The sequence below is a fragment of the Mycobacterium sp. ML4 genome, assembly GCF_054515735.1.
Window position 1 is genome coordinate 1 of sequence record NZ_JBTNSY010000027.1, and the last position, 15078, is coordinate 15078.

General features: G+C 66.8%; 11 protein-coding genes. 8 read left to right on the forward strand and 3 right to left on the reverse strand.

The window, feature by feature from the left end:
- Nucleotides 1-24 precede the first annotated feature (24 nt).
- Nucleotides 25-867, reverse strand: a complete 843-nt coding sequence (gene panB, locus ACX9NE_RS24500) for a 3-methyl-2-oxobutanoate hydroxymethyltransferase (protein ID WP_459364339.1) — start codon at nucleotides 865-867, stop codon at nucleotides 25-27.
- 258 nt (nucleotides 868-1125) lie between these two features.
- Between panB and ACX9NE_RS24505 the strand changes: the two genes are divergently transcribed.
- From ACX9NE_RS24505 to ACX9NE_RS24535, 7 genes are all read left to right on the forward strand, one after another.
- Complete coding sequence (locus ACX9NE_RS24505) at nucleotides 1126-2685, forward strand: alpha/beta hydrolase (RefSeq protein ID WP_459364340.1); 1560 nt, start codon at nucleotides 1126-1128, stop codon at nucleotides 2683-2685.
- 152 nt (nucleotides 2686-2837) lie between these two features.
- The gene (locus ACX9NE_RS24510; RefSeq protein ID WP_459364389.1) at nucleotides 2838-4403 is read left to right on the forward strand and encodes an alpha/beta hydrolase; all 1566 of its coding nucleotides are present in this window, start codon (nucleotides 2838-2840) and stop codon (nucleotides 4401-4403) included.
- Between the two features lie 67 nt (nucleotides 4404-4470).
- Complete coding sequence (locus tag ACX9NE_RS24515; RefSeq protein ID WP_459364341.1) at nucleotides 4471-5811, forward strand: glutamine synthetase family protein; 1341 nt, start codon at nucleotides 4471-4473, stop codon at nucleotides 5809-5811.
- Between the two features lie 231 nt (nucleotides 5812-6042).
- Nucleotides 6043-8967: a bifunctional [glutamine synthetase] adenylyltransferase/[glutamine synthetase]-adenylyl-L-tyrosine phosphorylase gene (locus tag ACX9NE_RS24520; protein ID WP_459364390.1), complete on the forward strand. Its 2925-nt coding sequence runs from the start codon at nucleotides 6043-6045 to the stop codon at nucleotides 8965-8967.
- Nucleotides 8964-9617: a PaaI family thioesterase gene (locus tag ACX9NE_RS24525; RefSeq protein WP_459364342.1), complete on the forward strand. Its 654-nt coding sequence runs from the start codon at nucleotides 8964-8966 to the stop codon at nucleotides 9615-9617. Before ACX9NE_RS24520 ends, ACX9NE_RS24525 begins: the two co-directional genes overlap by 4 nt.
- Nucleotides 9614-10474, forward strand: a complete 861-nt coding sequence (locus tag ACX9NE_RS24530) for a TIGR03619 family F420-dependent LLM class oxidoreductase (RefSeq protein WP_459364343.1) — start codon at nucleotides 9614-9616, stop codon at nucleotides 10472-10474. Before ACX9NE_RS24525 ends, ACX9NE_RS24530 begins: the two co-directional genes overlap by 4 nt.
- 22 nt (nucleotides 10475-10496) lie before the next feature.
- A complete protein-coding gene (locus ACX9NE_RS24535) occupies nucleotides 10497-10718 on the forward strand; it encodes a hypothetical protein (protein WP_459364344.1) in 222 nt (73 codons plus the stop codon).
- Between the two features lie 10 nt (nucleotides 10719-10728).
- Here ACX9NE_RS24535 and ACX9NE_RS24540 read toward each other — a convergent pair whose 3' ends face one another.
- The gene (locus tag ACX9NE_RS24540; protein ID WP_459364345.1) at nucleotides 10729-11622 is read right to left on the reverse strand and encodes a class I SAM-dependent methyltransferase; all 894 of its coding nucleotides are present in this window, start codon (nucleotides 11620-11622) and stop codon (nucleotides 10729-10731) included.
- Between the two features lie 47 nt (nucleotides 11623-11669).
- On the opposite strand from ACX9NE_RS24540, the gene pdxR reads away from it, so the two are divergent.
- Nucleotides 11670-13079, forward strand: a complete 1410-nt coding sequence (pdxR, locus tag ACX9NE_RS24545) for a MocR-like pyridoxine biosynthesis transcription factor PdxR (RefSeq protein ID WP_459364346.1) — start codon at nucleotides 11670-11672, stop codon at nucleotides 13077-13079.
- Between the two features lie 25 nt (nucleotides 13080-13104).
- On the opposite strand, the gene ACX9NE_RS24550 is transcribed toward pdxR, so the two are convergent.
- Nucleotides 13105-14988: a PPE domain-containing protein gene (locus ACX9NE_RS24550; protein WP_459364347.1), complete on the reverse strand. Its 1884-nt coding sequence runs from the start codon at nucleotides 14986-14988 to the stop codon at nucleotides 13105-13107.
- Nucleotides 14989-15078: the final 90 nt, after the last annotated feature.

The following is a 15078-nucleotide window of genomic DNA, read 5'->3' on the forward strand; positions in this document are numbered from 1 at the left end:
GCGACGCCGCGCTCGCGATCACCGCTAGAAGCAGTGTTCCTCGGCCGGGAACACGCCGGTGGCCACTTCGTCGGCGTATTGCCTTGCCGCACGGCCTAATTCGGCGCCGACGTCGGCGAACCGCTTGACGAACCGGGCCGATTTGCCGCCGCTCATTCCGGCCATGTCCTGCCAGACCAGCACCTGGCCGTCGCAGTTGGGCCCGGCGCCGATCCCGATCGTGGGGATGGTGAGCTTGCCGGTGATCTGGGTGGCCAGCTCGGCCGGCACCATCTCCATCACCACCGCGAACGCACCGGCTTCGGCGACGGCGATGGCGTCGGCGATGGTCTGTTCGGCGGCGTCGCCGCGTCCCTGAACCTTGAACCCACCGAGGGTGTTGACGCTCTGTGGAGTGAAGCCGATGTGCGCCATCACCGGAATGCCGGCCGCGCTCAGGTGCGCGATCTGCTCGGCGACCCGCTCGCCGCCTTCGAGCTTGACGGCATGGGCGCCACCTTCTTTCATGAACCGGGTAGCGGCGGCCAATGCCGCCGCGGGTCCCGCCTCGTAGCTGCCGAACGGCAGATCCGCCGCGACGAGGGCGTGCGGGGCGCCCCTGACGACGCCGCGAACCAGCGGGATCAGCTCGTCAATCGAGATCGGCACCGTCGTGTCGTAGCCGTAGACGACGTTGGCCGCGGAATCGCCGACCAGCAGCACCGGGATGCCTGCATCGTCGAATACTCGCGCCGTCGAGTAGTCGTAGGCCGTCAGCATGCCCCACTTGTGGCCTTCGGCCTTCCATTTCTGCAGCTGATGGGTGCGAATCTTGGGCCGAGGCGCAGATGCGGCGGCAGGGCTCGAACCGTAAACGTTCTCAGACATCGTTGTCCCTTGGTGATGGTCGGGTCGATCCTCGTGGCCCATATCAGGGTCCCCGGGTTCGTCTGACTTCCCCAGTTTGCCATCTTGTCCACGCGGATGCACCGTGTGGTTCGCCACGGAAATGCCTCCGCATGATGAGCGAAGGCATTGGAGTAGGTGATCCATGAACAATTCGATCCCCGGGCCCGGCGCCGCGTTCCGACGTGGTAATCGGCCGCTCACCAGCGGCTTGAGTCTGCTCTGGCACGATATGGTGCCATGTGCCTGACTCGCCGCGACAAGATCGCGCGCCTGCTGCTGCTCTGGACCGCACTGTCCGCGGTGGTGCTGGTCCTGGCGGGCTGCGTGCGCGTGGTCGCCGGTCGGGCCCACATGGCCGAGCCGCGGCTGGGTCAGCCGGTGGTGTGGACTCCGTGCCGCAGCTCGAACCCGAATGCCAAGATCCCCGGCCACGCCATGTGCGGCAAGCTCGCCGTCCCCGTCGACTATGAAAACCCCGACGCCGGCACGGCGTCGCTCGCGCTGATCCGGTTCCCGGCCAGCGGTGACAAGATCGGTTCGCTGGTGATCAACCCCGGCGGCCCGGGGGAGTCCGGCATCGAGGCCGCGCTGGGCATCTTCCAGAGCCTGCCCAAGCGCGTGCACGAACGCTTTGACCTAGTCGGCTTCGATCCCCGCGGGGTCTCCAGCTCACGGCCCGCGATCTGGTGCAACTCCGACGCCGACAACGACCGACTGCGCGCCGAACCGCAGGTCGACTACAGCCCGGCGGGTGTCGCACACATCGAGGACGAGACCAAGCAGTTCGTGCAACGCTGCGTGGACAAGATGGGAAAGAACTTCCTGGCCAACGTCGGGACCGTGAGCGTGGCCAAAGATCTCGACGCGATCCGCAAGGCCCTGGGTGACGCCAAACTGACCTACCTCGGCTACTCCTACGGCACCCGCATCGGATCGGCCTATGCCGAAGCCTTTCCGCAGAACGTGCGCTCGATGATTCTCGACGGGGCGGTCGACCCAAACGCCGACCCGATCGAAGCAGACCTGCGGCAGGCCAAGGGATTTCAGGACGCGTTCAACGACTACGCCGCCGACTGCGCCAAAGACGCCAGCTGTCCGTTGGGCAACGACCCGAACAAAGCCGTCGATGCCTACCACAACCTGGTTGACCCGCTGGTGGACCCGGACAACCTCTCGGTGAGCCGGCCGGCGAAGACGAAAGACCCACGTGGCCTGAGCTACAGCGACGCCATCGTGGGCACCATCATGGCGCTGTACTCCCCGAACCTTTGGCAACACCTGACCGACGGCCTCAAAGAACTCGCCGACGAGCACCGCGGCGACACCATGCTTGCGCTGGCCGACATGTACATGCGCCGTGATTCCAAAGGTCACTACAACAACTCCACCGACGCCCGCGTGGCGATCAATTGTGTTGACCAGCCGCCCGTTACCGATCGCGCCAAGATCATCGACGAGGATCGCCGATCCCGCGAGCTCGCGCCATTCATGAGCTACGGCAAGTTCACCGGCGACGCGCCGCTGGGGACCTGTGCATTCTGGCCGGTGCCACCGACCAGCCGCCCACACCTCGTCTCCGCCCCCGGGCTGGCGCCGACCATCGTCGTGTCGACCACCCATGACCCGGCGACGCCGTACAAGGCGGGGGTGGACCTGGCCAGTCAGCTGAAGGGTTCGCTGCTGACCTTCAACGGAACCCAGCACACCGTGGTGTTCCAGGGCGAGAACTGCGTCGACGACTACGTCACCGCCTATCTGATCAACGGCACCACACCACCAAACGGCGCGACCTGCTGACACGTCGGCACTTGCGCCGAGTGTGAAATCCACGACGGCTCTTCGGCGTGTCGGGTCGTGAGATTCACGCTCGACGCGACGCGCCGCCCGTATCGATTAGAGACCAAGGCGTGATCGTTTCGCGTCCTACGGCGGTATTCGAAAATGAGACGATTTCCGCCATGTTGCGCCTGAGACTGGTGAGCTCGGCGCTGGTGTCGTCTGGACTGGTACTTCTGCAGTCCGCGGCGCTCCCGCTCGCCGCAGCGACTCCCGAACCCGATACCGGTACCGGCCAGACCCAGGTCCCCGTCGCGGCGGCGGTGCCGCAGCTGAGCTGGGGCCCCTGCAGCACCTTCGTCGGCGATACCGCCGACATTCCCACCGCCCGCTGCACAACGGTCTCGGTTCCGGTCGACTACGACAAACCCACGGGGGCACAGGCGAAGCTGGCGGTCATCCGGATCCCGGCGACCGGGCAGCGCATCGGGTCGTTGCTGGTCAACCCGGGCGGACCCGGCGCGTCTGCGGTCGACATGGTGGCCGGGATGGCGCCCGACCTCAAGAACTCCGAGATCAGCCAGCATTTCGACCTCGTCGGATTCGACCCCCGCGGGGTCGGTCACTCCACGCCGGCGTTGCGATGCCGCTCAGACGCCGAGTTCGACGCCTACCGGCGCGACCCGATGGTCGACTACAGCCCCGCCGGGGTGGCCCATATCGAGCAGGTTTACCGCGAGCTGGCCCAGCACTGCGCCGACCGGATGGGGATTGCATTCCTGGCCAACACGGGCACGGCGTCGGCGGCGCGTGACATGGACGTGATCCGGCAGGCCCTGGGCGACGAGCAGATCAATTACCTCGGATACAGCTACGGCACCGAATTGGGTACCGCCTACATCGAGCGATTCGCACCCCACGTCCGGGCGATGGTGCTCGACGGCGCGATCGACCCGACGATCGGACCCATCGACGAAACGGTCAACCAGATGGCGGGATTTCAGACCGCCTTCAACGACTACGCCGCCGACTGCGCCAAGTCGACGGGCTGCCCGCTGGGCACCGACCCGGCCCAGTGGATCGCCCGCTACCACGCCCTGATCGACCCGCTGGCCACCCGGCCCGGCAAGACCTCGGATCCGCGCGGCCTGAGTTACGCCGACGCGACCACCGGCACCATCAACGCCCTCTACACCCCGCAGCACTGGAAGTACCTGACCAGCGGGCTGCTCGGACTGCAACGCGGTACCGACGCCGGTGACCTGCTGTTGCTGGCCGACGACTACAACGGGCGCGACAAACAGGGTCACTACGACAACGGCCAGGATGCGTTCAACGCGATTCGATGTGTCGACGCTCCGACGCCCACGGATGCCGCGGCCTGGGTGTCGGCCGATCAGCGCATCCGGCAGGTGGCCCCGTTCCTGAGCTACGGCCAGTTCACCGGCGCGGCACCCCGCGACATCTGCGCGCTGTGGCCGGTACCCGCCACCTCGACACCGCACGCCGCGTCGCCGGCCCCGCCGGGCACGGTCGTGGTGGTATCCACCACCCACGACCCGGCCACGCCCTATCAGGCCGGGGTGGACCTGGCCCGGCAGCTCGGAGGCACGCTGATGTCCTTCGACGGGACCCAACACACGGTGGTGTTCGACGGCAACCAGTGTGTGGACACCGCGATCGTCCGCTACTTCCTGGATTTGATCCCGCCGCCCCCCAACCTGCGGTGCCAGGCTTGACCACCCGCAACGTGCCTGGCGTGGCATCCGTAACTTCGATTTAACAGAGCGTGCCTAGTGTTCGGGTATGGATCGGCAGAAGGAATTCGTCCTGCGCACCCTGGAAGAGCGCGACATCCGTTTCGTCCGGTTGTGGTTCACGGATGTGCTCGGATTCCTCAAGTCGGTTGCGATCGCACCCGCCGAACTCGAGGGCGCGTTCGAGGAAGGCATCGGCTTCGACGGGTCGTCCATCGAGGGCTTCGCGCGGGTCTCGGAATCCGACACCGTCGCACACCCGGATCCGTCGACCTTCCAGGTGCTGCCCTGGGCCACCAGGGCCGGCCACCACCACTCGGCGCGGATGTTCTGCGACATCACCATGCCGGATGGTTCACCGTCGTGGGCCGACCCGCGGCACGTGCTGCGCCGGCAGCTGCAGAAGGCCAACGACCTCGGCTTCTCCTGCTACGTGCATCCCGAGATCGAGTTCTTTCTGCTCAAGCCCGGCGCCGAGGACGGCACCGAACCCATTCCGATCGACAACGCCGGCTACTTCGATCAGGCGGTCCACGAGTCCGCGTCGAAATTCCGCCGCCACGCCATCGAGGCGCTGGAATTCATGGGCATCTCCGTGGAGTTCAGCCACCACGAGGGCGCGCCCGGTCAGCAGGAGATCGACCTGCGGTTCGCTGATGCGCTGTCGATGGCTGACAACGTGATGACATTCCGCTACATCATGAAAGAGGTTGCGCTGGAAGAAGGTGTGCGGGCGACCTTCATGCCCAAGCCGTTCGGCCAGCATCCCGGGTCGGCGATGCACACCCACATGAGCCTGTTCGAGGGCGACGTCAACGCATTCCACAGCGACGACGACCCGCTGCAGCTGTCCGAGGTCGGGAAGTCTTTCATCGCCGGAATTCTCGAGCACGCTTCGGAGATCAGCGCCGTCACCAACCAGTGGGTCAACTCCTACAAGCGGCTCGTGCACGGCGGCGAGGCGCCCACCGCGGCGTCCTGGGGTGCGGCCAACCGCTCCGCGTTGGTCCGGGTGCCGATGTACACACCGCACAAGACCTCCTCGCGGCGCATCGAGGTGCGCAGCCCCGACTCGGCGTGCAACCCCTACCTGACGTTCGCGGTGCTGCTGGCCGCCGGTCTGCGCGGAGTGGAGAAGGGTTACGTGCTGGGCCCGCAGGCCGAGGACAACGTCTGGGACCTCACGCCCGAAGAACGCCGCACCATGGGCTACCGGGAGTTACCGTCGAGTCTGGACAACGCGCTGCGTGCCATGGAGGCCTCGGAGCTGGTCGCCGAAGCGTTGGGAGAGCACGTGTTTGACTTCTTCCTGCGCAACAAGCGCACCGAGTGGGAGAACTACCGTAGCCACGTCACGCCGTTCGAATTGCGTTCCTACCTGTCGCTGTAAACCCGGGTAGCCGGCACGTCGGAGCGATTGCGCTACCGTCAATGTCGTGGGCGCCACTCCTCATCGCTTCGCGATGCATCGTCGTCGGCGCGATGTCGTGGGCGCCACTCTCCCCCGCAAGCGGGAGGTGCCCCCACCTCATCGCTTCGCGATGCATCGTCGTGGGCGCATGTCGTGACCAGGCCCGCGACGCAGCGACCCAAGTTGCCCAGCGTCGGCCGGCTCGGCTTGATGGATCCTCCGGCCGGCGAGCGCCTGGCGCAGCTGGGCTGGGATCAGCACGACGACCAGGCCCACGTCGATCTGCTCTGGTCGCTGTCGCGGGCCCCGGACGCCGACGCCGCACTGCGCGCGCTGGTTCGGCTGTCGGAGAACCCCGACACCGGTTGGAGTGAGCTGAATGCGGCGCTGCTGACCGAGCGCAGTCTGCGCGGTCGGCTGTTCGCCGTGCTGGGTTCCTCACTGGCGCTGGGCGACCATCTCATCGCCAACCCGCATTCCTGGAAGCTGTTGCGCGGCAAGGTCAAATTGCCGACGCACGAGCAGCTGCACCAGACGTTCATGCAGTGTGTCGAGGAATGCTCGGGCGCCCCGGGCACGATCGTGCACCGGCTGCGCGCGGTGTACCGCGACCAGCTGTTGGTGCTGGCCGCGCTCGATCTGGCGGCGACGGTCGAAGACGAGCCGGTGCTGCCGTTCGTCACCGTGGCCGCCCAGCTGGCCGACACCGCGGACGCCGCGCTGGCGGCGGCACTTCGAGTCGCCGAGCAGACGGTCTGCGGCGACCGCACCCCGCCGCGGCTGGCCGTCATCGCGATGGGGAAATGCGGTGCGCGTGAGCTGAATTACGTCAGCGACGTCGACGTGATCTTCGTCGGGGAGCGCGCGGACGCGATCACCACCCGGGTGGCCGGCGAGATGATGCGGCTGGCGTCGTCGGCGTTCTTTGAGGTGGACGCCGCGCTGCGTCCAGAGGGTCGCCATGGGGAACTGGTCCGCACGGTCGAATCGCACATCGCCTACTACCAGCGCTGGGCGAAGACCTGGGAGTTCCAGGCGCTGATGAAAGCCAGGGCCGCGGTCGGTGATGCCGAACTCGGCCGTCGTTACCTCGAGGCGTTGCGGCCGATGGTGTGGACCGCTTGCGAGCGCGAGGATTTCGTCACCGAAGTGCAGGCCATGCGGCGTCGGGTGGAGCAGCTGGTGCCTGCCGATATTCGCGGTCGCGAACTCAAACTCGGCAGCGGCGGCCTGCGCGACGTGGAGTTCGCGGCGCAGTTGCTGCAACTGGTGCACGGACGCGGCGATGAGTCGCTGCACGTCGCGTCCACGGTGGACGCGCTGGCCGCGTTGGGCGAGGGCGGTTACATCGGGCGTGAGGACGCGGCGAACATGATCGCCTCCTACGAATTCCTGCGTCTGCTCGAGCATCGCCTGCAGCTGCAGCGGCTCAAGCGCACCCACCTGCTGCCCGAGCCCGACGACGAGGAGGCGGTGCGCTGGTTGGCGCGCGCCGCGCACATCCGGCCCGATGGCCGCCACGACGCGGCCGGGGTGTTGCGCGAGGAACTCAAACACCAGAACATCCGGGTATCCCGGCTGCACGCCAAGTTGTTCTACCAGCCGCTGCTGGAATCGATCGGTCCCACCGGGCTGGAGATCGTCGGTGGTCGCATGACCGCGGAGGCCGCCGAACGTCAGCTGGCTGCACTGGGTTACGAGGGTCCGCAGACGGCGTTGAAGCACATGTCGACCCTGGTCAATCAGAGTGGTCGGCGCGGCCGGGTGCAGGCGGTGCTGCTGCCGCGACTGCTGGACTGGTTGTCGTATGCCCCCGATCCCGACACCGGTCTACTGGCCTACCGGCGACTCAGTGAGGCGCTGGCGTCGCAGACCTGGTACCTGGCGACGCTGCGCGACAAGCACACGGTGGGTAAGCGCCTCATGCACGTGCTGGGCACCTCCGCCTATGTGCCGGACCTGCTGATGCGCGCGCCCGAAGTCATTCAGAACTACGGTGACAGTCCGTCCGGGCCGAAGCTGCTGGAAGCCGAGCCTGCTGCGGTCGCCCGCGCGCTGGTCGCCTCGGCCGGCCGCCACGCCGACCCCGTCCGGGCCATCGCCGCAGCGCGCACCCTGCGCCGACGGGAGTTGGCCCGCATCGGCTCCGCGGACCTGCTCGGCATGCTGGAACTGACCGACGTGTGCGCGGCGCTCACCTCGATCTGGGTGGCCGTGCTGCAGGCCGCGCTGGATGCCACGATCCGGGCCAATCTCCCCGAGGACGGCCGAGCCCCTGCGGCGATCGCGGTGATCGGCATGGGCCGCCTCGGTGGAGCCGAACTGGGCTACGGCTCAGATGCCGACGTGATGTTCGTCTGTGAGACGGCCAACGGCGCCGAGGACTCCCAGGCCGTCAAATGGGCGAACACGATCGCCGAGCAGGTCCGCAAGCAGCTGGGCCAGCCCAGTGTCGATCCGCCGCTGGAGGTCGACGCCAACCTGCGGCCGGAAGGGCGTAACGGTCCACTGGTCCGCACACTGGCCTCCTACGAGGCGTACTACACGCAGTGGGCGCAGCCGTGGGAGATCCAGGCGCTGCTGCGGGCGCACGCGGTGGCCGGCGACCCGGAACTGGGAAGGCGTTTCCTGCTGATGGTCGACACGACGCGCTATCCCCCCGACGGGGTCTCGGCCGAAGCGGTGCACGAGATCCGCCGCATCAAGGCACGGATCGAGTCCGAGCGGCTGCCGCGCGGCGCCGACCCCAACACCCACACCAAGTTGGGTCGCGGGGGATTGGCTGATATCGAATGGACCGTGCAGTTGCTGCAGCTACGGCACGCTCACGAGATCCAGGCTTTGCACAACACATCGACGCTGCAGTCCCTGGACGTCATCGCCGAACACGGTCTCGTCGATCAGGAAGAGGTCGATCTGTTGCGGCAGGCATGGCTCACGGCGACCCGCGCCCGCAATGCTCTGGTACTGGTCCGTGGCAAGCCGACCGACCAGCTGCCCGGGCCGGGGCGTCAACTGAACGCAGTCGCCGTCGCCGCCGGCTGGCACAACGACGATGGTGGAGAATTCCTGGACAACTATCTGCGGGTGACAAGGCGGGCAAAAGCCGTGGTGCGCAGGGTGTTCGGAAGTTGACCCAGGATGCCGGTGCGCTGGGCGCCCTGTTCGAGGTGTTGAGCGCGCCTGAAGCTGACCGGGTGACCGCCCTGTATGCCCCGCTCGCCGATGCCGTCCGCGATCTCCTGGACGCCACCGTCCGCACCGAGGTCGACGCCGACACCGTCGCGCAGGCACGAGCAGCGATCGAGACGGCTACCCAATCGCTGCGGCAGCGCACCCGGCCCGTCGGGGTGAGCTACCGCGTCGACGGCCGTCCGCTCCCGCTGGGCAACGCCGTCGTCGGCGCGTGCAATCCGATCGCGCCGCCGCTGGTCGTACACCACGACGGCGACGGACGGTGCTGGGCCGACTTCGTGCTCGGCGCGGCCTACGAAGGCCCGCCGAAGCTGGTGCACGGTGGAGTCAGTGCGCTGGTGCTCGACCACATGCTCGGCGAGGCGGCCAGCGAGGGGTTGTCCAAGGCGCGATTCACCGGAACGATCACGGTGAAGTACCTGCGTGGCACTCCACTGGGACCGCTGCGCTCCGAAGCCTGGATAGAGCGCAGAGAGGGCGTCAAAGTGTTTGCGCGCGGATTCATTTCGGATGCCGAAGGGGTCACTGTCGAATCCGAAGGGGTCTTCATCGAACCGGCCTGGGCGCGGGACGGCGGGAACGGGCAGTGAGGTTCTACGTCAGCAGCGCCTTCCTCAACACCCCCGACATCATCGAGATCGCCAAGGCCGCAGACGAACTCGGTTACGACGGCCTCGGGATACCCGACCACGTCGTCAATCTGGAGACGCTGCAGACGCCCTACCCGTACACCAGGGACGGGTCGCGGCGCTGGCAGCCGTTCACCGACTGGCCCGACCCGTGGGTGCTCGTCGGTGCTCTCGCGCAGGTCACGACGCGGCTGAAGTTCGTCACCACGGTCTACATCCCGGCAATGCGCAACCCGTATTCAGCGGCGAAAGCGATTGGCACCGCAGCACTTTTGGCATCGGGGCGGATCGAACTCGGAATCGGGGTGGGCTGGTGCCGCGAGGAGTTCGAGCTGATGGGGGAGCAGTTCGCGGCCCGGGGCAAGCGCACCGAGGAAATGATCGATCTGATGCGGGAGCTTTGGTCACCGGGCTGGACCGAATTCGACGGCACGTTCTACCGCGCGCCGCGCCTGGAGATGCAGCCGACGCCGCCCCCGATCCCGGTGTACGTCGGTGGGCTCAGTGACATCGCGCTGCGCCGCGCGGCCCGCTATGACGGGTGGATCGGGGACCTGATCAACACCGAACGCGCGATCGCGGCGGTGGACACGCTACGCAGGTTACGCGCCGAAAACGGTTTGTCGATGGACGGTTTCACCGTCCTGACCCCGCTGACCGACGCGTTCACCCGCGAGCATTACCGGCGCGCCGAGCAGGCGGGCATCACCGGCATCATCACCATGCCGTGGATGTTCTACGCCGGGCCGGATGCGACCCTGGCCGAGAAGATCGACGGGCTGCGACGCTTCCGCAAGGACCTCGCGCTCGACGGCTGAGGCCGCACGCGATACTCCCAGCATGGCTTTCACGGTGGTTTTCGCCAACGGAGAAGCGCGCGACTATGGCGCGCTGGACGCCTTCGAGGTGACCGACGCGGGCGTGCTGATCATTTCGATGAAGCGTGAGGACATCAGCACACACTTCGTGGCGCCGGGCGCCTGGCTGGAGGTCGTCGAGGTGGTGGACGGGACGCCGGTGCGAATGTCGCGTGGCGTCATCGCGCATCGCCCCAAATTCTGAGGCCCTGGCGTCAGTGCCGGTACGCGGTCGCCACGGCCAGCCAGTCATCGGTGGCCAAGCGGCTGGTGTTCGTCGGGTCGTAGCGCCTCAGCAGCCCGGCGACGCCCAGGTGTTCCTGCGGCTGGAACCCGTGCGCGCTGAGGACTGCGTCGAAGCCGCGCTCGGTGAAGTCACTGCGATAGGGCTCGCCGCGCCGGGCAACGAACCGGGTGATGCGGTTGGCGCCCGGCCATCGGGTCCGGGCCTCGACGACACCGTCGCGGATGTAGTCCACGATCAGACGGCTGCCCGGTGCGCAGAGTTGCGCGAGGTCGCTCAAGGTGGCATGGATGGCGTCACCGGTGAGGTACATCGTGACGCCCAGCCAGATGATGAGGCTGGGCCGGGTGGGTTCGAAGCCCGCCGCGACAAGCCGGTGGCACAGCTTGTCGTGCTCGAAATCGCATGGCACCCAGACGGTTTGGCGATTCGATCCGAGCCGCTCGGTGACCGGGCGCTTGTGCGCCTGGGTGGCGGGTGCGTCGACCTCGAACACCGTGACCGATGCGTCGTCAATGCGCAGGCCGGTGGTGTCGAAGCCGGCGCCGAGCAGCACCAGCTGGTCGACGCCCGCAGCGATGGCCGCAGAGCGGGCGTCGTCGGCGTAGCGCACCCGTAGCGCGATGTGAGCGTGCAGACCGCCCCATAGCCGATCGAACACCCGAAGCGCGGCATTCGCCGGCAGCGGGTGTGCCAACACCGCCCGTAACGCCGGGTGCTCGACGAAGTGGCGGGACAGCGGGTCGTCGATGAGCCGGCGGCCCGCTGGGCGCATGGACTCCGCGGCGCGTTGAGCGGCGTTGACCTGTGCGGTCAGGCTCGCGGTCCGGTCGAGTCGCCGATCTGTCGCGGTGGAGGCCGTCATGTCTGCGACCTTACGAAGTAATCAGTTCATCGATAAGGTCCAATTCGATGGCTGTTTCATGGACCAGTGAGCCCGGCGGACCTGATCTCCACCTGGACCTGCCACCCGGCCGGGGCCGCCGAGTGGCTTTGGAAAGTGCTCTGCGACAAGCTATCCGGGATGGTCGTCTGGCTCCCGGGCAGTGGCTGCCGTCTTCGCGAGCGCTGGCCGCGCAGTTCGGGCTTGCTCGCGGAACGGTCGTGGAGGTGTACTCCCAACTGGCGGCCGAGGGATACCTCCGAACCCGGCCCGGTGCGGCTACCGAGGTGGCACACGGTGCCTTGGCGCCGGCCCGGGTCGAGCCCGCGGTCACCGCCCGACGCATCGTTGCCGACTTCCGCCTCGGTCGTCCGGACCTGAGCATGTTTCCCCGCGACGAGTGGTTGCGGGCAATGCGGCGCGCATTGAATGTCACCGCGCACGTCGAACTGGGACCGGTGGACCCCCGCGGTTCCCCGCGCCTGCGCCGAGTCCTGGCCGACTACCTGGGCCGCGTACGCGGCGTGCTGACCAGCAGCGAACGGATCGTGATCTGCAGCGGTTTCACTCAGGGGTTGCGTTTGATCTGCGACGCGATGGCTGCCCGCGGGCTCCGGTCAGTGGCGCTGGAAGATCCCTGTCTTCCCGATCACCGCGCGATCGCCGAAGCCTCCGGGCTCGCCGTCCATCCGTTGGACGTCGACGAAAACGGAGCCCGGCCGCAGGGCTGGCCGGATTCTGCGGCCGTCGTGGTGCTCACCCCGGCACATCAGGCGCCGCTCGGTGTGACGCTGAGCTCTCAACGACGCACCGAATTCACTCGGATCGCCGCCACCCGCGGTGTGTACCTGATCGAAGACGATTACGACGGGGAGTTCCGGTATGACCGCCATCCCATCGGCGCGTTGCAGGCCCTGGCGCCCGAGCACGTCATCTATGCGGGCAGTGCGAGTAAGAGCCTGGCCCCCGGTCTCAGACTCGGCTGGCTCGCGCTGCCCGCCGACCTTGTCGATGCGGTGATCGAGGCCAAGCGCCGGGCTGACCGCGGTTCCGAGGTGATGGCACAGTTGGCGTTGGCGGAGTTGATCGAGTCCGGAGCCCTGGATCGACACGTGCGCCGGATGCGCCGCCGTTATCGCGATCGACGCGACCGGCTGGTGGAAACACTGGATCACTACGCACCCATGACGGCGGTCCACGGTATTTCCGCCGGGTTGCATGCCGTTGTCACCCTGCCCGAGAACCTCATCGAGGACGATGTGGTGGATCTTGCCCGCGAACGCGACATCGCCTTGACCGGTCTTGCCCCGTTCTGGCACGGGACACGCCGTACGACGACCGGCATCGTGGTCGGCTACGGGACGCCCGTTGAGCATCAATTCGCGGCTGCGCTCGATCATTTCGGTCGGTTGCTGCAACCGGTGGGGCCGGGCGGTTGATCGTGGGCGAGTGCCAGAGCGGCTACTACGGGGCCGGGGGTGTTCTGTGGAAGAAACCTGAATGCCCGAAGTCGGCGACAGCGAAGTCGCTGACGTTCCCTACTCCGGAATTTCGGATACCGGTGTTGAAGAATCCGGAGTTCTGGAACCCGGCGCCGTTGTTGTCGGTGTTGAAGAAGCCTGAGCCCCTGTCGCTTTCATTGCGGAATCCCGAGCCTCCGAAGCCCGAATTCTCAACGCCCGACGTATTGGATGCGCTGTTACGGGCGCCCGAAGCCTCGTCGCCGGCGTTGGCAAAGCCCGAGGAACTGTTGCCGTGGTTGAAGAAGCCCGACGTTCCGACTCCGGTGTTCCCGAAGCCCGAGCTGGGACCGGGCCCGTTGACTGCGCTGCCGAATCCGGTGTTGAGGTTGCCCGCGCTGAAGCCGCCCGTGTTGATGTCGCCGGAGTTCCCGAACCCGGTGTTGAACGATCCCGCATTGAAGAACCCGGTGTTGGCCCGGCCCGAGTTGAAGAAGCCGGTGTCAGAGCGACCGGAATTGAACATGCCGGTGGATTGGTCACCGGAGTTGAAAAAGCCTGTGCTGTATCGACCCGAGTTGAATGCGCCCGTTGCTTCGCCACCGGTGTTTGCGAAGCCGGTGCCTTCCAGGCCGGTGTTCCAGAAGCCGGTGTTAGTTCCGCCGATGTTCTGGAAACCGGTGCTGTTGGTTCCGGCGTTCTCGAAGCCTATGTTCGCAAAGCCGGAGTTGAAGACGCCGACATTGTTGGAGCCGGAGTTGAAGAAGCCGATGTTGTTGCTGCCGGAGTTACCGATGCCAATGTTGCCGTTGCCGGTGTTGAGGGCGCCGATACCGATTTGATTGTCGCCGGTGAGACCGAAGCCGATGTTGCCCTTACCGGTGTTGCCGAAGCCGATGTTGCCGTCCCCGGTGTTGCCGAAGCCCCAGTTTCCGTTGCCGGTGTTCCCCGAACCCCGGTTGAAGCTCCCGGTGTTGCCATTACCGATATCGGAGTGAGCCGCGGTTTCCGTAGGGCCTACGTTCCCGAAGCCAAGATTCCCGTCACCCTTGTTTCCGCCGCCGATATTTCCGTTCCCACTGTTGCCGAAGCCACGATTCTGGTTGCCGCTGTTGCCGCCGCCGACGTTCAGGTCACCGCGGTTTCCTGCGCCTAGGTTCGAGTTACCGCGGTTTCCGGCGCCCACGTTGGAATCGCCGGTGTTTCCGCTGCCCACGTTGGAACTGCCGGTGTTTCCGCTCCCTATGTTGGAGTTACCAATGTTGCCGTTGCCCGCGTTTTGGTTGCCGGTGTTGCCGTTGCCGACATTGTTGTCGCCCTTGTTGCCGACGCCCAGGTTGCCGAGTCCGGCGGTCCCGAGCAGGTTTTGCAGCGACTGCTGCCAGGGCGCCAGTTGCGCGACGGCGGCAGCGGCGGCGGCGTGGTATCCGAACATCGCGGTCACGTCCTGGGCCCACATCTGCTCGTACATACCCTCAACGGCCGCGATCGCCGGAGCGTTTTGACCGAAGAGATTCGTCAACACCAGCGACACGATCCGAGAACGGTTGGCCGCCACCAGCACCGGGTCCACGATGGCCGCCCGCGCCGACTCAAACACCCCGGCGACCGCCCGGGCCTGGACTGCGGCTCCGGCCGCCTGCGCCGCTGAAGCATTGAGCCACGCGGCATAGGGAGCGGCGGCCGCAGCCATCGACGCCGACGCTGGACCCTGCCACCCTGCGGCCGTCAAGCCAGACGTCACCGACGAAAACGAGGCGGCTGACAAGCCCAACTCGTCGCCCAGCGTCTGCCAGGCAGCCGCCGCTGCCAACAAAGGCTCCGAGCCAGCGCCGGACAACATGAGCGCCGAATTGATCTCCGGCGGCAGTATCGAGAAACTTGGCATCTTCACTCTCCGGTTGGCTCGACGGCACCGTAGCAACGATGTGCCGGGCTGGGCGCATTCAAACTAACCCGCCCGGCCGCGACGATGTCA